15 protein-coding genes are annotated in these 19,332 nt (G+C 70.4%); 3 read left to right on the top strand and 12 right to left on the bottom strand.

Translation table 11 applies throughout. The features are described from left to right. Positions 1-53 precede the first annotated feature (53 nt). The gene (locus AB0N84_RS05850; protein WP_363544327.1) at positions 54-701 is read right to left on the bottom strand and encodes a TetR/AcrR family transcriptional regulator; all 648 of its coding nucleotides are present in this window, start codon (positions 699-701) and stop codon (positions 54-56) included. A 150-nt stretch (positions 702-851) separates the two neighbouring features. Here AB0N84_RS05850 and AB0N84_RS05855 point away from each other — a divergent pair, with 150 nt between their 5' ends. Further along, positions 852-1,916, top strand: a complete 1,065-nt coding sequence (locus tag AB0N84_RS05855) for a phosphatase domain-containing protein (protein WP_289458650.1) — start codon at positions 852-854, stop codon at positions 1,914-1,916. A 117-nt stretch (positions 1,917-2,033) separates the two neighbouring features. Then, entirely contained in the window at positions 2,034-3,920 is a 1,887-nt protein-coding gene (locus tag AB0N84_RS05860; RefSeq protein ID WP_363544330.1) for a glycoside hydrolase family 15 protein, read from the top strand. 74 nt (positions 3,921-3,994) lie between these two features. Here AB0N84_RS05860 and AB0N84_RS05865 read toward each other — a convergent pair whose 3' ends face one another. From AB0N84_RS05865 to AB0N84_RS05890, 6 genes are all read right to left on the bottom strand, one after another. Further along, positions 3,995-5,368, bottom strand: a complete 1,374-nt coding sequence (locus AB0N84_RS05865; RefSeq protein ID WP_289458652.1) for a glucose-6-phosphate dehydrogenase — start codon at positions 5,366-5,368, stop codon at positions 3,995-3,997. Positions 5,369-5,560: 192 nt separating this feature from the next. Beyond that, the gene (locus AB0N84_RS05870; protein WP_363544332.1) at positions 5,561-5,977 is read right to left on the bottom strand and encodes a cytochrome c oxidase subunit 4; all 417 of its coding nucleotides are present in this window, start codon (positions 5,975-5,977) and stop codon (positions 5,561-5,563) included. A gap of 4 nt (positions 5,978-5,981) precedes the next feature. Next, complete coding sequence (gene ctaD, locus AB0N84_RS05875; protein WP_069711147.1) at positions 5,982-7,718, bottom strand: cytochrome c oxidase subunit I; 1,737 nt, start codon at positions 7,716-7,718, stop codon at positions 5,982-5,984. 11 nt (positions 7,719-7,729) lie between these two features. Continuing rightward, positions 7,730-8,632 carry a cytochrome c oxidase subunit II gene (gene coxB, locus AB0N84_RS05880; protein ID WP_182046522.1) on the bottom strand — a complete coding sequence of 301 codons (903 nt, stop codon included), beginning with the start codon at positions 8,630-8,632 and terminating at the stop codon, positions 7,730-7,732. Positions 8,633-8,924: 292 nt separating this feature from the next. After that, entirely contained in the window at positions 8,925-9,299 is a 375-nt protein-coding gene (locus tag AB0N84_RS05885; RefSeq protein ID WP_069711149.1) for an iron-sulfur cluster assembly accessory protein, read from the bottom strand. Between the two features lie 183 nt (positions 9,300-9,482). Further along, on the bottom strand, positions 9,483-10,946 hold the full coding sequence (locus AB0N84_RS05890) for a dipeptidase (protein ID WP_289458653.1): 1,464 nt from the start codon (positions 10,944-10,946) through the stop codon (positions 9,483-9,485). A gap of 51 nt (positions 10,947-10,997) precedes the next feature. Between AB0N84_RS05890 and AB0N84_RS05895 the strand changes: the two genes are divergently transcribed. Further along, positions 10,998-11,573, top strand: a complete 576-nt coding sequence (locus AB0N84_RS05895; RefSeq protein WP_069711151.1) for a DUF3043 domain-containing protein — start codon at positions 10,998-11,000, stop codon at positions 11,571-11,573. Between the two features lie 284 nt (positions 11,574-11,857). Here AB0N84_RS05895 and AB0N84_RS05900 read toward each other — a convergent pair whose 3' ends face one another. From AB0N84_RS05900 to dnaE, 5 genes are all read right to left on the bottom strand, one after another. Further along, complete coding sequence (locus AB0N84_RS05900) at positions 11,858-12,943, bottom strand: quinone-dependent dihydroorotate dehydrogenase (RefSeq protein WP_182046520.1); 1,086 nt, start codon at positions 12,941-12,943, stop codon at positions 11,858-11,860. Further along, the gene (gene nrdR, locus AB0N84_RS05905; protein WP_363544336.1) at positions 12,940-13,428 is read right to left on the bottom strand and encodes a transcriptional regulator NrdR; all 489 of its coding nucleotides are present in this window, start codon (positions 13,426-13,428) and stop codon (positions 12,940-12,942) included. Before nrdR ends, AB0N84_RS05900 begins: the two co-directional genes overlap by 4 nt. Positions 13,429-13,491: 63 nt before the next feature. Continuing rightward, positions 13,492-14,802 (bottom strand): histidinol dehydrogenase, encoded by a 1,311-nt coding sequence (hisD, locus tag AB0N84_RS05910; RefSeq protein WP_182046518.1) that lies wholly within the window; start codon positions 14,800-14,802, stop codon positions 13,492-13,494. Positions 14,803-14,923: 121 nt separating this feature from the next. Beyond that, on the bottom strand, positions 14,924-15,676 hold the full coding sequence (locus AB0N84_RS05915) for an aminoglycoside phosphotransferase family protein (protein WP_363544338.1): 753 nt from the start codon (positions 15,674-15,676) through the stop codon (positions 14,924-14,926). Positions 15,677-15,708: 32 nt separating this feature from the next. Beyond that, positions 15,709-19,242 (bottom strand): DNA polymerase III subunit alpha, encoded by a 3,534-nt coding sequence (gene dnaE / locus AB0N84_RS05920; protein ID WP_182046516.1) that lies wholly within the window; start codon positions 19,240-19,242, stop codon positions 15,709-15,711. Between the last annotated feature and the right edge of the window lie 90 nt (positions 19,243-19,332).

Here is a 19,332-nt window from a genome sequence, read left to right on the forward strand (position 1 = left end):
GGAGCGCGGGCGTCGTGGTGTCCCGGCGACGGTTCGGTCCGTCCCCGCGGGCGTCAGGAGGCGGCGACCACCGCTTCGAGGTGTGCGCGGCTCATCGTGCGGTACTCCTCGATGAGCGCGGTGTCGGGTGCGGACCGGTCGCGCATCGCACGCGCGATGACGGCGTGCGCGGACTCGGCGAGCACGACCCAGGTGCGCGCCACCCGCTCCCCGGCCGGGAAGCCGAAGCGGTCGTGCAGGACCTGTGACACGGCCGCCCCCAGCGCGGCCATGCGGTCCTCGGCGTCACGGGAACCGGTGTCGGCAGCGTCCCCGAACCGGATGGCCCGGAAGCCGGGCTCCGTCCGGTACATCTCGACGGTCGCGTCGATGAGCGCGTCGCAGGCCTCCTGCCAGGAGCCCGCCTCGCTCTCGTCGAGTGCCGACAGGAAGCGCTCGGCGAGCCGCTGGGTGCTCCTGATGGCGAGCGCCTCGACGACGGCGATGCGGTCCGGGAAGTACCGGTAGACCGTGCCGATCGACGCCCCCGCGCGCTCGGCCACCATGGCCGTGGTCAGTCGCTCGAACCCGATCTCGTCGATCACCGCGGCGGCGGCGTCCAGGAGTCCCGCGAGGCGCGCCGAACTGCGGGCTTGGACCGGCTCGTTCCTGAGCAGTGATGATCCCCCCGGCAGTGCGTTCGATACCTCGGTGACGAGCACGTGTTCTCCTCTTGCACTCCGTCCGGAGCGCGGTCATGTGGGAAGTGACGGAGGCAACTCTCGCAGAGACCGGCTGGGTCGTGGCTGCGACTCACAGGCCGAGCGCACCGGGATCCGCCCTCCCGAGCCGCCTCGTGGAAGGATGGGGCCATGCCCGCCCCGACGCCCCACGAGCCGTCGCTGGCCGCACCGATCCTCCACCGAGCCGCCCGCATCGAGGACGCCGTGCAGGAGTTCCGGGAGCACCGCGCACGTCGGCACGGGCTCGTCCCGACGGTCGTGCCGTACACCGGGTACGGCGCTCCGGGCTGGATCCGCGTCCTCTGCCGCGTCCTGCTCACCCGCCGCGGCCTGGCGTCGGACGTCTCCTTCGCCGGCGTCCGCGGCTGGCGGAGCTTCACGAGCGTCGCGGTCGACGACGCCGAGGTGACCGTGACCGCCGGCGGCACGACCCACGTGGTGCAGTCCGACCGCGGCGGCGTGGTCGACGTGAAGATCCCGATCGACCTCGAACCGGGGTGGCAGACCGTGCGCCTTTCGGCCGGTGGGATGCGGGACGTGGAGGCCGACGTGTTCATCGTGGACCCGTCGACGCGCTTCGGACTGCTCTCCGACATCGACGACACCGTCATGGTGACCTCGCTCCCCCGTCCGATGCTGGCCGCCTGGAACTCCTTCGTGCTCACCGAGCACGCACGGCGTCCGGTGCCGGGGATGTCGGTGCTCTACGAGCGCGTCCTCGCGCAGCACCCCGGTGCGCCGACCGTGTACCTGTCGACCGGCGCCTGGAACGTGGCGCCGACCCTGCAGCGGTTCCTGACCCGCAACATGTACCCGTCCGGCACCCTGCTGCTCACCGACTGGGGTCCCACCCACGACCGCTTCTTCCGGAGCGGGCAGCTCCACAAGCAGGAGAACCTGCGGCGCCTCGCCGAGGACTTCCCCGACGTCCAGTGGCTGCTCGTCGGCGACGACGGACAGCACGACGAGGCCCTCTACGGTGCGTTCGCGCAGGAGCACCCCGAGAACGTCGCCGGCGTCGCGATCCGCCAGCTGTCCACGAGCGAGGCGGTCCTGGCCGGTGGTCGCTCGCGCGCACAGGAACGGACCCGCGACACGTCGGCCCCCTGGGTCTACGCCCCGGACGGTGCGGGCCTGTGGTCGGAGCTCGCCCGGGTCGGTCTCGCCGACGCCGACCCCGCGACCCCGCTCTGACCGGGGCCGACTCCTCCTCCGCCCTGCCGGGCGACCGCTCGGAGGCGACCCCCGACGACCGCTGAGCAGACCTTCAGCGCCGACCGTCGCCCGGCGACCCGGTGGTTGGATCGGCGCATGAGCACCGGAACCCCGCCGAACCGCATCGAGGACCACGCCCTCATCGGCGACACCGACACCGCCGCCCTGGTCGGACGGGACGGCACGATCGACTGGGCGTGCCTGCCCCGGTTCGACAGCCCGTCCACGTTCGCCTCGCTGCTCGGCACCGAGGACCACGGACACTGGTCGCTCCGTCCCACCGACCCGGCCGCCACGAGCACCCGACACCACCACCCGGACACCCTCGTGCTCGCCACCGTGTGGACGACGCCGACCGGCACCGTCGAGGTCACCGACCTCATGCCCGTCGGTGCACACCGTGCCGCGATCATCCGTCGCGTCCGTGGTCTGCAGGGCACGGTCGAGATCGAGCAGACGCTGCGCATCCGCTTCGACTACGCCCGCGCGCTCCCCTGGGTCCGCCAGATCGGCGGCGACGACGACCCGGCCCTGCTGGCGACCGCAGGACCGGGCTCCGTGATCGTGCGCGGGGTCCGCTTCCGCGCCGACGACCACCGCCACACGAGCACCGTGACCGTGCACGACGGCGACGTCGTCGACACGGTGCTCACCTGGTACCCGTCGCACCAGGAGCCGCCGGAGCCGCTCGACGTCGACGCGGCGCTCGAGCACACCGAGCGGTGGTGGCGCGACTGGATGGCGACCGCGCACACCGAGGGCCCGTACGCAGAGGCGAGCCGACGCTCCCTGCTGATCCTGCGTGCGATGACCCACGGCGAGACCGGCGGCGTCGTGGCGGCCGCGACCACGAGCCTCCCGGAGGACCCCGGCGGGGAGCGCAACTGGGACTACCGCTACGTCTGGCTCCGCGACGCCTCCCTCGCCCTGGCCTCGCTGATCGCGCACGGCTACCGCGACGAGGCGACCCACTGGCGCGGCTGGCTGCTCCGCGCGATCGCCGGCGATCCCGCCGACGTGCAGATCATGTACGGCATCGCCGGCGAACGGGAGCTCCCGGAACGCTCGATCGACGAGCTGCCCGGGTACCTCGGGTCGCGGCCCGTGCGCGTCGGCAACGGTGCGTCGACCCAGTACCAGGGGGACGTGTTCGGCGAGGTCCTGGCCGCCCTGCACGACGCCCGCGAGCTCGGCGTCGAGGAGAACGCGGACTCGTGGGCGCTGCAACGTGCGCTGCTCGGCTACGTCGAGGAGCACTGGCAGCAGCCCGACAACGGGATCTGGGAGATGCGCGGCCCGCGACGGCACTTCACGCACTCACGGGCGATGATCTGGGCGGCGCTGGACCGCGGCGTCGCAGCCGTCGAGGAGTTCGGCCTCGAGGGGCCGGTGGACCGCTGGCGGACCCTCCGCGACCAGGTGCGTGCCGAGATCGAGGAGCACGGCTGGAACGCCGAACGGGGCAGCTACCGCCAGCACTACGACACCGACGAGGTGGACGCGAGCCTGCTCGTGCTGCCGCAGATCGGCTACGTGCGCGCCGACGACCCGCGCATGACCGGCACCGTCGCCGCCATCGAGCAGGACCTGCGCGTCGGGGAGCACGGCCTCGTGCTGCGCTACCGGACGACGTCGGGCTTCGACGGGCTGTCCGGCAGCGAGCACCCGTTCCTGGCGTGCTCGTTCTGGTTGGTCGAGCAGTACGCGGCGTCGGGACGTGTCGACGACGCCGAGCGGGTGATGGACGTGCTCGTCGGCTACGCCAACGACGTCGGCATGCTGTCCGAGGAGATCGACGTCGCCACCGGGCACCACATCGGCAACACGCCGCAGGTGCTGTCGCACCTGACCCTCGTGTCCGCGGCGGACGCCATCGCCCGGGCTCGCGGTACGGCGTCCGGGCACCGGACGCGACTGGCCGTGCACGACGGCGGGACCCGGTCCTCGACCGGCAGGGGGACGCGCGCCGGCTCCGCGACCTGACGGGGCCCGCAGGCGGACGGGAGGCGCGGTGCCAGCCGGCACCGCGCCTCCCGTCCGTCAGGTGGGGACGTCCGTCAGGACGACGACTCCCAGTCCGCCGGGCCGCGCGAGCCCGCGCGGTACTCCTCGAGCGGGACCTCGCCCGACTTCCAGGCGTTCACGACCGGCTCGACGATCTCCCAGCAGCGCTCAGCGACGTCGCCGCGGATCGACAGCAGCGGGTCGTCGTGGAAGATGCCGTTCAGGACCTCGCCGTACGGGGTGAGTTCACCGTCGTCGAACGTCGACGACAGGGTGACCTGGCCCATCTCGAAGGGGTTGCCGCCGCCGTTCGCGGAGACCGACAGCTCGATCTCGTCCGGGTTGAGGACGATCCGGAGGGTGTCCGCCTTCGGGCGACCGGACAGGCCGGAGGGCAGGCGCGTCACGGGCTTGAAGGTGATGAGCACCTCCTTGCGGCTGGCGCCGAGCGCCTTGCCGGAGCGGAGCGTGAAGGGGACGCCCTTCCAGCGCGCGGTGTCGACCTCGACGGAGATCTCGGCGAGCGTCTCGGTCTCGCGCGACTTGTCGACGCCGTCCTCGTCCTGGTACGACGGCAGCTCCTTGCCGTCGATGGTGCCGGCCGTGTAGACCGCACGGCGCGAGGCGATCTTCGGGTCGCCGCCCTTGAGCTCGGTGGACCGGAGCACCCGGGCGAGCGAGGAGCGGAACTCGACCGCGTCGATGTCCGCCGGGGCGTCCATCGTGACGATGCCGAGGATCTGCAGCAGGTGCGACTGGATCATGTCCACCATCGCGCCGGCCTCGTCGTAGTACTGGGCGCGGTTCTCGAGACCGAGGGTCTCGTCGTAGAAGATGTCGACCTTCTCGATGTTGTCGGCGTTCCAGATCGGCTCGAACAGGCGGTTCGCGAAGCGCAGCCCGATGATGTTGAGGACCGTGGTGCGACCGAGGAAGTGGTCGGTGCGGTGCACGCGCTCCTCGGGGACGAGCTCGAGGACGGTCTTGTTGAGGGCCTGGGCGCTCGCGACGTCGGTGCCGAACGGCTTCTCGAACGCCAGGGTCGTGCCCTCGGGCAGCTCGACGTCCTGCAGTGCCTCGCAGATGTCGGAGGCGATCTGCGGCGGGAGCGCGAAGTAGAGGATCGGCTCGGCCTCGGCGGCGTCGAGCAGCGCCTTCAGGTGCGCGGGGTCGGTCGGGTCGCCCTGGATGAACTGCGTCGACTCGATGGTCGCGTCGACCTCCGGGCCCTTGACGTCCTGCGACGCGAAGGACTTCGTCACGACGTCCTTCCACTGCTCCTCGCTGCGGGCGCTGCGGCCCGTACCGATCAGCTGGACGGGGACCGCTCGACCGCTCTGCAGGAACGTGCCGAGGCCCGGGAGCAGGAGGCGGGAGGCCAGGTCGCCCGTCGCGCCGAAGATGATGAGGGTGCGCTTGTCGGTCACCGGAGGTGAGTCCTTTCGCTGTCGTTACGAGGTCCGCACGGGTCAAGCCGCGGGCGGGCCGGTTGATTCCCTGCGAGGTCCGGCGTACCCGCTCGGCGCCGAGAGCTCGGTCCGTGGCGGGGTACGGGTCCAGGACACACGTCGGGCGGCACCGGATGTGGTGCCGCCCGAGGTGTCAGGTGGGGATCGGGATCAGTGCCCGAAGTTGCCGCGGTAGTACTCGTAGACCCAGCCCACGAGCGTCACGGTCACGAGCGCCAGCCCGATCGGGACGATCCAGAGACCCGCCGCGAGACCGAGGAAGCACACGGCCGTCGAGCCCGCGAGCAGGATCGGCCACCACGACCACGGGCTGAAGTGCCCGAGCTCGGCGTCGCCGTCCTCGATGTTGGCGTCCGGACGGTCCTCGGGCAGCACGCCGCCCTGCGAGGACATGACCTTGCCGAGGTAGAAGGCGATGAACGCCGACATGATCCCGGTGAGGCCGATCGCCACGGTCCCGACGTACTCGGGCTGCCCGTAGTAGATGAGCGCCCAGATCGTGTACGCCGCGTCCGCGAGGATGAAGAAGACGAACAGGATCCAGAACAGGTTGGTGTTGGCGCGCATGGCGTTACTTCACCTCGCCCTTCGCGGCGTCGTAGGTCGGGGCGTCCGGGGCGTCCTTCGCCGGACCCACACCGATCGGCACACCGGCCTCGGGGTGGTTCAGGTCGAACGCCGGGGACTCGGAACGGATCCGCGGGATCGACGTGAAGTTGTGGCGCGGCGGCGGGCAGCTCGTCGCCCACTCGAGCGAGCGGCCGTAGCCCCACGGGTCGTTCACGGCGACCTTCGGCGCGTTCCGCGCGGTCACGTAGACGTTGAAGATAAACGGCAGGAACGAGATCGCGAGGATCATCGAGCCGATCGTCGACAGCTGGTTCATCCACGTGAAGCCGTCGTTCGGCAGGTACGTCGCGTAGCGACGCGGCATGCCGATGACGCCCAGCCAGTGCTGGATGAGGAACGTCGTGTGGAAGCCGATGAACAGGAGCCAGAAGTGGATCTTGCCGAGGCGCTCGTTGAGCATGCGGCCCGTCCACTTCGGCCACCAGAAGTAGAAGCCGGAGAACATGGCGAACACGACGGTGCCGAAGACCACGTAGTGGAAGTGCGCGACGACGAAGTACGAGTCGGACACGTGGAAGTCGAGCGGCGGCGACGCCAGGATCACGCCGGTGAGGCCACCGAAGGTGAACGTGATGAGGAAGCCGACGGCCCAGAGCAGCGGGGTCTCGAACGTGACCGAGCCACGCCACATCGTGCCGACCCAGTTGAAGATCTTCACGCCGGTCGGGACCGCGATGAGCATCGTCATGAGCGAGAACCACGGGAGCAGGACGCCACCGGTGACGTACATGTGGTGCGCCCACACCGTGACCGACAGGGCCGCGATGGAGATGGTCGCGTAGACGAGCGTCTTGTAGCCGAAGATCGGCTTGCGGCTGAACACCGGGAAGACCTCGGACACGATGCCGAAGAACGGCAGCGCGATGATGTACACCTCGGGGTGACCGAAGAACCAGAACAGGTGCTGCCAGAGCAGGGCACCGCCGTTGGCCGGGTTGTAGATCTGGGCGTCGAACACGCGGTCGAGGCCGAGGCCGAACAGCGCGGCGGCGAGGACCGGGAAGGCCATCAGGACGAGCAGCGACGTCACGAGCGTGTTCCACGTGAAGATCGACATGCGGAACATGGTCATGCCCGGGGCACGCATCGTGATGATCGTCGTGATGAAGTTCACCGCGCCGAGGATCGTCGAGAAGCCGGTCATGCCGAGGCCGAACACCCAGAGCGTCCCACCGAGACCCGGCGTGAACGTCGTGTCACTCAGTGGCGCGTAGGCGAACCAGCCGAACGACGCCGCACCCTGCGGGGTGAGGAAGCCGCCGACGGCGATGAGCGAGCCGAAGAGGTAGAGCCAGAAGGCGAACCCGTTCAGACGCGGGAAGGCGACGTCCGGCGCACCGATCTGGAGCGGCATGATCGCGTTCGCGAAGCCCGAGAAGAGCGGCGTCGCGAACATCAGCAGCATGATCGTGCCGTGCATCGTGAAGAGCTGGTTGTACTGCTCCTTCGTCGCGACCACCTGCAGGCCGGGCTCGAAGAGCTGGGCACGGATGACCAGCGCCATGATGCCGGCGAGCAGGAAGAAGACGAACGAGGCGATCAGGTACATGTACCCGATGGTCTTGTGGTCGGTGGAGGTGATCCACCGGACGATGATGTTGCCCTTCCGCCCGACCTTCGACGCCTGGAAGTCCGGCGTCGAGGGCCTGGTCGGCTGGCCGACGAGTGACGTTGTCATCTGACGAGCCCCTACTTGTTCTCGCTCGACGCCTCGACCGGCGCCTGGTTGTTCGGTTCGTTCGTGTTGGTGTCGTACTCGTTGCCGAGCAGACCGACCTTGCCCTGCTCGCGCAGGGTGTCGAGGTACTGCTGGTACTCGGAGTCGGACACGACCTTGACCTGGAAGAGCATCAGGGAGTGGTACTCACCGCAGAGCTCGGCACACTTGCCCTGGTACGTGCCCTCCTTCTGCGGGATGAAGTACTCGTAGTTGGTCTTGCCCGGGAGCATGTCCTTCTTGTAGAGGAAGTCGATGACCCAGAAGGAGTGGTCGACGTCGCGCGAGGAGAGCTCGATCTCGACCTTCTTGCCGACCGGCAGGTAGAGCGTCGGCAGCTGCGACTCGTCGATCGCGCCGGACCCGTTCTCCTCTTCCTGGGCCTGGATGCCCTGGTAGTAGACGCTGTCCTGCGGGTTGTCCTTGTCGATGTAGTTGAAGTCCCACGCCCAGCGCTTGCCGTACACGTGGATCGTCGCGTCGGGGTCGTCGAACGGCTTCTCGATCGCCGACTGGTCCTTCGCGGTGAAGGCGAAGAAGCCGAGCACCAGGATGAGCGGCACGATCGTGTAGAAGATCTCGAGCGGCATGTTGTAGCGCATCTGCACCGGCAGGCCGGTCTGGCCCTTGCGACGGCGGTAGACGATCGCGGCCCAGATGATCAGGCCCCACACGATGAGGCCGACGGCGAGGAGCACGATCCAGCTCGTCGTCCACAGGCCGACGACGCGACTCGTGTGGTTCGTGACGTCCTTGGTCTCCTCGGTGCCCGGGAGCCACCCGTTCATCTGCTGCTGCGTGCAGCCGGCCAGTGCGATGACCAGACCGACGGCCACCGGGACGGCCGCCCAACGTATACGGCGATTCGAACGCACTGTTACCTCTCGGAGTACATGGCACGGGAGCCGGTGGTGGAGGTGCTGTCAGCACGGAGGCCACGCATTGCTCGCTCCCAGCTTGGTTGGAACACTCCTAGCTTACTCGCAGCCGGCGACAGCTCGCGCACGCCCGACACGCTCCGAGCCCCGGAACGACAGCTACCCGGGCGGTTTTCCCCCGGTCCTGCCGCACGTGCACGCCTCCGCGGACGACGAGCGGGGAGCGACCAGATCGGTCGCTCCCCGCTCGCGTGTCGGTTCGGTCGGCGGACAGTGGTCCGCCGGAGCCTCAGTGGAAGCTGTCGCCGCAGGCGCAGCTGCCCTGCGCGTTGGGGTTGTCGATGGTGAAGCCCTGCTTCTGGATCGTGTCCTCGAAGTCGACCGTCGCACCGTCGAGGTACGGGACGCTCATCTTGTCGACGACGACCTCGACCCCGCTGCCGAACTCGACCGTGGCGTCACCGTCGAGCAGGCGCTCGTCGAAGTAGAGCTGGTAGATCAGGCCCGAGCAGCCACCGGGCTGGACGGCCAGGCGCAGACGGAGGTCGTCGCGGCCCTCCTGCTCGAGCAGGCTCGCCACCTTCGCCGCCGCCGCGTCGCTGAGCCCGACGCCGTGTGCGCGTGCGTCCGTCGCCGGTGCGTTGTCGATGATGGTGTCGCTCATCCGCGCGTCTCCCTCCGGGCGGTGTCGGTCACCGCGCCTGGGGTCGATTGTAAGCACGGGAGCCGACAGGGCGGCGCATCCGTCCACAGGTCGTCCCGGGAGACGGACTGGAGGCCCGTGGCGGCGTCGCCACGGGCCTCCAGTCCGTCTCGTCTCCCCCGGATGGGACCCGGAGGTCGCGCCTCAGGCGCGCGTCGCGAGCCGCGCCAGCAGGATCGTCTCGGACGTGATGGCCCGGTGCAGCACGCCGAGGTGCTGCGACTCGTTCGGGCTGTGCGCGCGGGTGTCGGGGTCCTCGACGCCGGTCACCAGGATCTGCGCCTCCGGGAACTCCGCCGCCAGGTCGGACACGAACGGGATCGACCCGCCGATGCCCTGCTCGACCGCGGCGTTGCCCCAGCCCTCGTGCATGGCGGTGCGGGCCTCCTGCACGGCCCAGCCCGCGGTGTCGACGAGGAAGCCGTCACCGGTGTCGACCTCGGTGATCTCGAGCCGCGCGCCGAAGGGGACGTGGGCGCGCAGGTGCCGCTCGACCGCGGCGTACGCGTCCGTCGCCGCCTGGCCGGGCGCGATCCGGACGGACACCCGAGCGGAGACCGTCGGCAGCAGCGTGTTCGAGGCGTTCGCCACGCTCGGGACGTCCATGCCGGTGACGGTGATGGACGGCTGGAACCACATGCGCGACAGGACCGGGCCGGTCCCGACGGGGCGGACCCCCTCGACGAGGGCGGCGTCGGCGACGAGCTCGGCGTCGCTGCGCTCCGGGACGTCCGCCTCGTACGACGTGAGCCCCTCGACCGCGACCGAGCCGTCGTCGTCGTGGAGCGAGGCGAGCAGGCGCGCCATCGGGATCATCGCGTCGGGGGCCGCGCCGCCGAACATGCCGCTGTGGCTCGCGTGCTCGAGCGTGGTGAGGGTCAGCCGGAAGGTGACGTTGCCACGGAGCGACACCGTGATCGAGGGCACGTCGACCGACCAGTTGTCGCTGTCCGCCACGACGATGACGTCGGCGGACAGGTGCTCCTTCTGCTCGCGGAGGAAGGTGCGGAACGAGCGCGACCCGAACTCCTCCTCGCCCTCCACGAAGAGCACGACACCGAGGTCGAGGTCGTCGCCGAACTGCGCGTGCAGCGCGCGGAGCGACGCGACGTGCGTCATGACGCCGGCCTTGTCGTCCGAGGCACCCCGGCCGTACAGGCGGTCGCCGCGCAGGGTCGGTTCGAACGGCGGCGTCTCCCAGAGGGCGTCGTCGCCCTGCGGCTGCACGTCGTGGTGCGCGTAGAGCATCACCGTGGGCCGACCGTTGCGGGCCGGCCGGACCGCGAGCACGGCGGGCTGGCCGAGCTCGACCCCGGCGTGCTCGTCGGCCGTCCCGTCGGCTCCGGTCGGCGTCTCCCCCTCGACCGCGGAGCGGACGATCCGGACCGCGTCGTCGGCGAAGACCCCGGTGGAGCGGGCGAGGTCCGCGACGGCCTCGGCGCTCGCCCGGACGTTGGCCGGGTCGAACGCCGACCACGACACCGACGGCAGCCGGACCAGCGCGGAGAGGTCCGCGACGGTGGTCGGCAGGGCCCCGTGCACGTGTTCGCGCAGGGCGTCGAGGAGTGCGGGGTCGGTCGCGGAGCTGTGCTGGTCGGTGTCGGTCATGTCCCGTAATCTAGAGGAGATCCAGCACGCAACCGCAGTCAGGAACGCACCGTGGCGAAGGCAGCCCCCAAGACCAACACGACCGTCAACCCGCCGGAGGAAGAACTCCTCGGGTCCGGCAAGGGTCGCCCGACGCCGTCCCGTCGCGAGCGCGAGGCCGCCAACCGTCGTCCCCTCGTCGGCAACAGCCCGGAGGACAAGAAGGCGGCGCGGGCGCGACTCAACTCCGAGCGCGAGAAGGCCCGCGTCGGCATGGCGAACGGCGAGGAGCGCTACCTCCCCGCGAAGGACCGCGGCGAGCAGCGGAGGTTCGTGCGCGACTGGATCGACGCCCGCTGGAACGTCGGCGAGGTCATGATGCCCGTCCTCGTGCTGTTCCTCGTCGTCGGGTTCGCCGCCGCGCGGACCGCGCTGGCGTCGTACTCGCTCCTGCTCGTGTGGGCGTTCGTGGCGCTGTTCGTGCTCGACTGCATCGTCCTCTGGCTGTCGCTCCGCAAGAAGCTCACCGCACGCTTCGGAGAGATGCAGCGCGGGACGTTCCTCTACATCCTGACGCGGGCGTGGCAGCTGCGCTTCCTGCGCCTGCCGAAGCCGCAGGTGCGTCGCGGGCAGTACCCGACCCTCTAGCGCGGTCCCGTCGAGCGCCGTCCGGCTGAGCCGGGCGGCGCTCCGTCGTTCCCGTGCGAGGTCGCGGTGCGCGCCGTCGTTCTCGGAGCGTGGACCCGGCGCAATGCGGTCTTGTCCGCTCGACCCGCCGTCCGCACGGCAACGAGGTTCCACGACTCGCCGCTCGCCGCACGCCGGGGTCCCGAGGATCTCCCTGTCTGCCTTCGAGAGCACGGCATTCTGGAACCTCGCCGGCCCGAGGTCGGGAGCGCCGCAGTGCCGCAGTGCCGCAGTGCCGCAGCACGTCAGCGCCCCGCGCGCTCCTCGCGCCGCAGACGCCGGCGCCGCAGCCGGTTGATGCGCGTCGCCCACGTCGGACCCTCGTAGAGGAACGCCGTGTAGCCCTGCACGAGGGTCGCCCCCGCGTCGATGCGGTCCTGTACGTCCTGCTCGCTCGTCACGCCACCGACCGCGATCACGCAGAAGTCGGACGGCACCGCGGCGCGCACCCGGCGCAGGACCTCGAGCGACCGGGCGGCGACCGGTGCCCCGGAGAGGCCACCCGCCCCCATCGCCTCGACCTCGGCGGCCGGCGTGACGAGGCCCGTCCGGGCGATCGTCGTGTTGTTCGCGATGACGCCCGCGAGACCGAGGTCGACCGCGAGTCCGGCGATGGCGTCGATCTGCTCGTCGGTCAGGTCCGGCGCGATCTTGACGAGCACCGGGGTGTTCCCGGCGGCGTCGCGGACGGCGGAGAGCAGCGGTCGGAGCTGGTCGAGCTCCTGCAGACCGCGCAGCCCAGGGGTGTTCGGCGAGCTGACGTTGACGGCGAGGTAGTCGGCGAAGGGGGCGAGCAGCCGCGTCGACTCGAGGTAGTCGTCGACGGCGTCCTCGACCGCCACCACGCGGCTCTTGCCGATGTTGACCCCGATGACCGGACGTCCGGGGTTGCGGCGCGCCCGCTCGAGCCGTCGAGCCGCGCGCGCAGCACCGTGGTTGTTGAAGCCCATCCGGTTGACGAGTGCCCGGTCGGCGATGAGCCGGAAGAGTCGCGGCTTCTCGTTGCCCGGCTGCGGCTTCGCGGTGATCGTGCCGACCTCGACGTGCCCGAACCCGAGCAGCCCGAGCCCGGCGATCCCCCGCGCGTCCTTGTCGAACCCGGCCGCCAGCCCGAAGCGCGAGGGGAAGTGGATCCCCATCGTCGTGACGCCGTCGGCGGCGGAGGGCCGCGAGTACCGCTCGACGACCCCGGCCAGGAACGGCACCGCCGGCAGCGCCCGGATCACCGCGAACGCGATGTGGTGCGCCCGCTCCGGGTCCATGTTCGCGAACACCGACCGGAAGACCACGGCGTAGCCGTTGCGCACGGCCTGCTCGGCGAGACCGCTCATGCGCTGTTGCCCGCTCCGCTGCCGGTCTGCGTCGTCGCGTGGTGGTCGAGCCGGAGCTGCCCGATCGCCTCCTCGAAGTCCTCGAGCGTGTCGAACGCCTGGTACACGCTCGCGAAGCGGAGGAACGCGACCTCGTCGAGTTCACGGAGCGGTGCGAGGATCGCGAGACCGATGTCGTTCGCGTCGATCTGGCTCGACCCCGACGCCCGGACGGTCTCCTCGACGCGCTGCGCGAGCACGGCCAGGTCCCCGTCGGTCACCGGGCGGCCCTGGCACGCCTTGCGGACTCCGGAGACGATCTTGTCGCGGCTGAACGGCTCGGTGACGCCGTTCCGCTTCACGACGTTGAGCGAGGCGGTCTCGGTGGTCGAGAACCGGCGTCCGCAGTTCGGGCACTGGCGGCGTCGACGGATCGAGGTGCCGTCGTCGCTCGTGCGGGAGTCGACGACGCGGGAGTCCGGGTGGCGGCAGAAGGGGCAGAACATGTCGCTGCCCAGGCTATCGGCTCGGCGGCCGCACCAGGGGCGCGACGACGGACCGGTGGACGATCAGGCCCTGCCGGTCCGCTCCGTGACGGCCGCACCGTGGCCGGGCAGCTGCTCCTCGGACGACAGCGCGACGATGTGCGGAGCGACCTCGGCCAGCGCCGCTGCCGTGTAGCGGATGACCTGCTGCGGCCGCAGGAACGTCGACGCGGACAGGCCCGAGCCGAACCGCGCCTGGCCTCCGGTCGGCAGCACGTGGTTCGACCCGGCGAGGTAGTCCCCGAGGCTCACGGGCGTGCTCGGCCCGACGAACACGGCACCCGCCGCGTCGATGTCGGCCAGCACGGCGTCGTCGTCCGCGGTCTGGATCTCCAGGTGCTCCGGTCCGTAGGCGTTGCTCACCGTCGCAGCATCGGCGAGCGAGTCCACCAGCACCACGGCCGACTGCGGACCGTCGAGTGCGGTCTGGAGGCGCGCTGCCGTCCCGAGCGCCGCCACCCGTTCCGGGATCGCCGCCTCCACCGCGTCGGCGAACGTCGCCGACGTGGTCACCAGCACGCTGCCGGCCTGCTCGTCGTGCTCCGCCTGGCTGACGAGGTCGGCGGCGACGTAGCCGGGGTCCGCGGAGTCGTCGGCGATCACGAGGATCTCCGTCGCCCCGGCCTCGGAGTCGATGCCGACCACGCCGCGCACCAGGCGCTTCGCGGCGGCGACGAAGTTGTTGCCCGGCCCGGTCACGAGGTCGACCGGTTCGAGGCCGATCTCGGCGACGCCGTACGCCAGGGCACCGACCGCGCCGGCACCGCCCATCGCGTACACCTCGTCGATGCCGAGGAGCCCCGCCGCGGCGAGGATCGTCGGGTGCACCCGCCCGCCGTGCGCACGCTGCGGCGGCGACACGAGGGCGATCGAGCCGACCCCGGCGACCTGCGCGGGCACGACGTTCATGACGACGCTCGACGGGTAGACGGCCTTGCCGCCGGGCACGTACAGGCCGACGCGGCGCATGGGCTGCCAGCGCTGGTGCACCTCGGCGCCGTCCGCGAGCGTGGTGACGGAGCCGGCGGGCACCTGTGCAGCACTCGCCGCACGGACGCGGCGGATGGCCTCGTCGAGGGCCTCGCGGAGTGCCGGGGCGAGCCCGGCCACGGCGGCGGCGATCTCGGCGGCGGGCACGCGGACGTGCTCGGGCGCTCCCCCGTCGAACCGCTCGGCCTGCTCGCGCAGCGCCGACGCCCCGTGGTGTCGGACCGCGTCCACGAGCTCGCGCGCCGCGTCGACGGCGTGGGAGACGTCGCCGACGGCGCGCGGCATGAGGCGGAGGAGGTCGGCACGGGCGGGCAGTCCGCCGCGGAGGTCGATTCGCTGCATCATCAGACCGCCAAGCCTACCGACGCGGGACGGGAGACCACGGTGCCCGACCCTCGGGGTGCCGCGGCCGGCCCGCAGACGGACGAGACGCCGACAGGAGGACCGGACCCGTGCCTCCCGGCCGTCAGGTGAGTGCGTCGACGACGGGTCGGTGTCGCCGGATCGCAGCGTCGTCCCACGCGCCGAGCAGGTGGAGCGTCGCGATGCGGAACGCGAGGGCGCGCACGAGCAGTTGCCGCCAGTCGGCGGTCCCGACACCGAGTGCGTCGACCCTGTCGACCGGCAGGCCGTGCCAGCAGACGGCGTCCGTCACCGCGATGGCGGCGGCGTAGCCGGGGGCTCGCCAGTAGGGCGCCCAGTCGATGACGACGGGGGCAGCGCCCGGACCGCTGAACAGGACGTTGCCGAGTAGGTCGCCGTGCACCAGCTGCTCCGGTGCGCTCACCGGGCGGAACGCGGCGGCGAGTCGGGCGAGCGTGCGCCCCGGTGGCAACGCCGCCTCGCCCCAGGCCGCTCGGTCGGCGCGGCTCCACGCGTCGTCCTTGCGGTCGAGGAAACTAGGCCGATCGAGGTGGGCAACCGCCCGGTGGAACGCCGCTCCCGCGCGGAGGACGTCCTCGACACGGCGCTCGTCCGCGTGGCCGGGCACCCACTCCCAGGCCTCCCAGTCGCCGGACCGCCACCCTCCGTCCGCGGTCGCGATCGGACGCGGGGTGCGGAAGTCGTCGTGGTGGTGCAGCGCTGCGAGGACGTCGGCGCGCCAGTCCGTCTCGGCGGCGCCGTCGTGCGGACGGAGCACCACGTGGCCCGCCCGGTACGTGCGGCCGCGACCACCGGCGAGCCGTCCCACCGGTTCCACGGCTCCGAACGCCCGCACGACCGCGGGGTCCGGAGCACGCGTGTCCGGCGTCACACCAGGCAGCGCGGGCCGAGCAGGCTCTTCAGCTCGCCGAACAGGTCCGGCGTCAGGTTCACCGGGAACGGCAGCTCGAAGGTGCGCGCGACGGAGTCCTTCAGCAGCCGGAGCCGCACCTCGGTCTCCCCCGTGTGCCGGCCGAGCACCGCCGCGAGCTCGGTGACGATCTCGGTCGTCGCCTGCCGCTCGGGCACGGACAGCGTGAGCGGGCCGGAGCCCATCGCGTCGCCGACGTTCGGCTGGAACATGCTCACGGCGTGCAGGGCCTTGCCGTCGTCGCGCACGTTGACGCGACCGCGGAGCACCACGATCGAGTCGGCGACGAGCGACGGACCGAACTCCTGGTACGTCTTGCCGAGGAACATGACGCCGATCTCGCCGCCGAAGTCCTCGATCTGGACGATCCCGTACGGGTTGCCGCTCGACTTCGCGACGCGGTGCTGCACGCTCGTCAGCAGCCCGGCGACGGTGACGGTCTCGCCCTCGATGCCGTCGTCGGCCGCGATGACGTCCGCGATGGTGATCGACTGGTGCTTCGCGAGCTCGATCTCGAGCCCCGCCAGCGGGTGGTCGGACACGTAGAGCCCGAGCATGTCGCGCTCGAACGCGAGCTTGTCGCGCTTGGCCCACTCAGGACGCTCCGGCACCTGCGACACGGGGGCCGCCGCGGGCTGCTCCTCGGCGACCTCGGCGAACAGCGAGTCGAAGTCGAAGCCGACGTTGCCGTGGGCTTCGTCACGCTTCACCTTGACCGCGCTCTCGACCGCCCCCTCGTGGATCTCCACGAGTGCGCGACGCGAGTCGCCGAACTCGTCGAAGGCGCCCGCCTTGATGAGCGACTCGACGGTCCGCTTGTTCGCGGACGAGATCGGGATCTTCCGGAGGAAGTCGTGGAACGACTCGAACGCGCCCTTCTCGGTCCGCGCCTGCACGATGTCGTCGACGACGTTGAAGCCGACGTTGCGGATCGCACCCATGCCGAAGCGGATGTCGTCGCCGACGGCGGCGAAGAAGCCGATCGACTCGTTGACGTCCGGCGGCATGACCCGGATCCCCATGCGGCGGCACTCGTTGAGGTACAGCGCGAGCTTGTCGCGCGCGTCGCCGACGCTCGTGAGCAGTGCCGCCATGTACTCGGCCGGGTAGTGCGCCTTGAGGTACGCCGTCCAGAACGACACCACGCCGTACGCCGCCGAGTGCGCCTTGTTGAACGCGTAGTCGGAGAACGGCAGCAGGATGTCCCACAGCGTCTTGATGGCAGCGGCCGAGTAGCCGTTGTCCTGCATGCCCTTCTCGAAGCCGGCGTACTGCTTGTCCAGCTCGGACTTCTTCTTCTTGCCCATCGCGCGACGGAGGATGTCCGCCTGGCCGAGGGAGAACCCGGCGACCTTCTGCGCGATGGCCATGACCTGCTCCTGGTAGATGATCAGGCCGTAGGTCGTGCCGATGATGTCCTGGAGCGGTTCCTCGAGCTCCGGGTGGATCGGGGTGATCGGCTGCTCGCCGTTCTTGCGGAGCGCGTAGTTCGTGTGCGAGTTCGCACCCATCGGCCCCGGGCGGTACAGGGCGATGAGCGCGGAGATGTCCTCGAAGTTGTCCGGCTTCATGAGCCGGAGCAGCCCGCGCATCGGACCGCCGTCGAGCTGGAACACCCCGAGGGTGTCACCGCGCTGCAGCAGCTGGTAGGCCGCCTCGTCCTCGAGCCCCATGGTCTCGAGGTCGAGGTCGATCCCCCGGTTCGTCTTGATGTTGTCGAGGGCGTCACTGATGATCGTGAGGTTCCGGAGCCCCAGGAAGTCCATCTTGATCAGGCCGAGCGACTCCGCAGCCGGGTAGTCGAACTGCGTGACGATCTGGCCGTCCTGCTCACGCTTCATCACCGGGATGATGTCGATGAGCGGCTCGCTCGACATGATGACGCCGGCGGCGTGCACGCCCCACTGACGCTTCAGGCCCTCGAGTCCGAGGGCGGTGTCGAAGACGGTCTTCGCCTCGGGGTCGGTCTCGACGACCGTCCGGACGTCGACCGCCTCCTTGTACCGGGGGTGGTCCTTGTCGAAGATCCCGGTCAGCGGGATGTCCTTGCCCATCACGGGCGGCGGCATCGCCTTCGTGAGCTTCTCGCCCATGCCGAACGGGAAGCCGAGCACGCGGGACGAGTCCTTCAGCGCCTGCTTGGCCTTGATGGTCCCGTACGTGACGATCTGCGCGACGCGCTCCGACCCGTACTTCTCGGTGACGTACTTGATCGCCTCACCGCGGCGCCGGTCGTCGAAGTCGACGTCGAAGTCGGGCATCGAGACGCGGTCCGGGTTGAGGAACCGCTCGAAGATGAGGCCGTGCCGGATCGGGTCGAGGTCGGTGATGCGCATCGCGTACGCCACCATCGAGCCGGCGCCGGAACCACGGCCCGGACCGACCCGGATGCCGTTGTTCTTCGACCAGTTGATGAAGTCCGCGACCACCAGGAAGTAGCCCGGGAAGCCCATCTGGTTGATGATCCCGACCTCGTAGTCGGCGCGGTCCTGGACCTCCTTCGAGATGCCGCCCGGGTACCGGTACTCGAGCCCCTTCGCCACCTCCTTCTCGAACCAGGAGTGCTCGGTCTCGCCCGCGGGGACGGGGAACTTCGGCATGTAGTTGGCGGCGGTGTCGAACTCGACGTCGCACCGCTCCGCGATGAGCAACGTGTTGTCGCACGCCTCGGGGTGGTCGCGGAAGACGTGCCGCATCTGCTGTGGGGTCTTGAGGTAGAACTCGTCGGCGTCGAACTTGAACCGGTTCGGGTCGTTCAGCGTCGAGCCGGACTGCACGCAGAGCAGCGCCGCGTGCGACTTCGCGTCGTGCGAGTGCGTGTAGTGCAGGTCGTTCGTGCCGACGAGCGGGATGCCGAGGTCCTTCGAGATGCGCACGACGTCCTCGATGACACGGCGTTCGATCTCGAGGCCGTGGTCCATGATCTCGGCGAAGTAGTTGTCCTTGCCGAAGATGTCGCGGTAGTCGGCGGCCGCCTTGAGCGCCTCGTCGTACTGCCCGAGGCGCAGGCGCGTCTGGATCTCGCCGGACGGGCAGCCCGTCGTCGCGATGATGCCCTCGTGGTACTGGTCGAGGAGCTCGATGTCCATGCGGGGCTTGAAGTAGTACCCCTCGATCGACGCGCGGCTCGAGAGCCGGAACAGGTTGTGCATGCCCGTCGTGTTCTCGGCGAACATCGTCATGTGCGTGTACGCGCCGGACCCCGAGACGTCGTCGCCGCCGCCGTCGCCCCAGCGCACGCGCGTCTTGTCCGAGCGGTGCGTGCGGGGCGTGATGTACGCCTCGGTGCCGATGATCGGCTTCACGCCGCCGGCCTTCGCGGCCTTCCAGAACTCGAACGCCCCGAACATGTTGCCGTGGTCGGTGACCGCGACGGCGGGCATGCCCTGCGCGGCGGTCTCGGCGACGAGGTCGCTCAACCGCGCCGCACCGTCGAGCATCGAGTACTCGCTGTGCACGTGCAGGTGGACGAAGGAGTCGGATTCCGACACGGGACCTCCGGTTTCGACGGGGACTGCTGCGGGGCGGGACAACTCTAACCGCCGGCACCGACCTCCCCGGCGTGTCCGCCGGGCCGGCCG

Origin of the sequence: Curtobacterium sp. NPDC089185 (assembly GCF_040685235.1) — a bacterium.
In the GTDB taxonomy this organism is placed as follows: Bacteria; Actinomycetota; Actinomycetes; order Actinomycetales; family Microbacteriaceae; genus Curtobacterium; species Curtobacterium citri.

Excerpts from the sequence above, each read along its gene's own strand:
- AB0N84_RS05890 (WP_289458653.1), bottom strand. The coding sequence starts at position 10,946 with ATGACCGACACCGACCAGCACAGCTCCGCGACCGACCCCGCACTCCTC.
- AB0N84_RS05870 (WP_363544332.1), bottom strand. The coding sequence starts at position 5,977 with ATGCGCGCCAACACCAACCTGTTCTGGATCCTGTTCGTCTTCTTCATC.
- nrdR (WP_363544336.1), bottom strand. The coding sequence starts at position 13,428 with ATGTTCTGCCCCTTCTGCCGCCACCCGGACTCCCGCGTCGTCGACTCC.
- AB0N84_RS05860 (WP_363544330.1), top strand. The coding sequence starts at position 2,034 with ATGAGCACCGGAACCCCGCCGAACCGCATCGAGGACCACGCCCTCATC.
- ctaD (WP_069711147.1), bottom strand. The coding sequence starts at position 7,718 with ATGACAACGTCACTCGTCGGCCAGCCGACCAGGCCCTCGACGCCGGAC.
- AB0N84_RS05855 (WP_289458650.1), top strand. The coding sequence starts at position 852 with ATGCCCGCCCCGACGCCCCACGAGCCGTCGCTGGCCGCACCGATCCTC.
- AB0N84_RS05900 (WP_182046520.1), bottom strand. The coding sequence starts at position 12,943 with ATGAGCGGTCTCGCCGAGCAGGCCGTGCGCAACGGCTACGCCGTGGTC.
- AB0N84_RS05885 (WP_069711149.1), bottom strand. The coding sequence starts at position 9,299 with ATGAGCGACACCATCATCGACAACGCACCGGCGACGGACGCACGCGCA.
- hisD (WP_182046518.1), bottom strand. The coding sequence starts at position 14,802 with ATGATGCAGCGAATCGACCTCCGCGGCGGACTGCCCGCCCGTGCCGAC.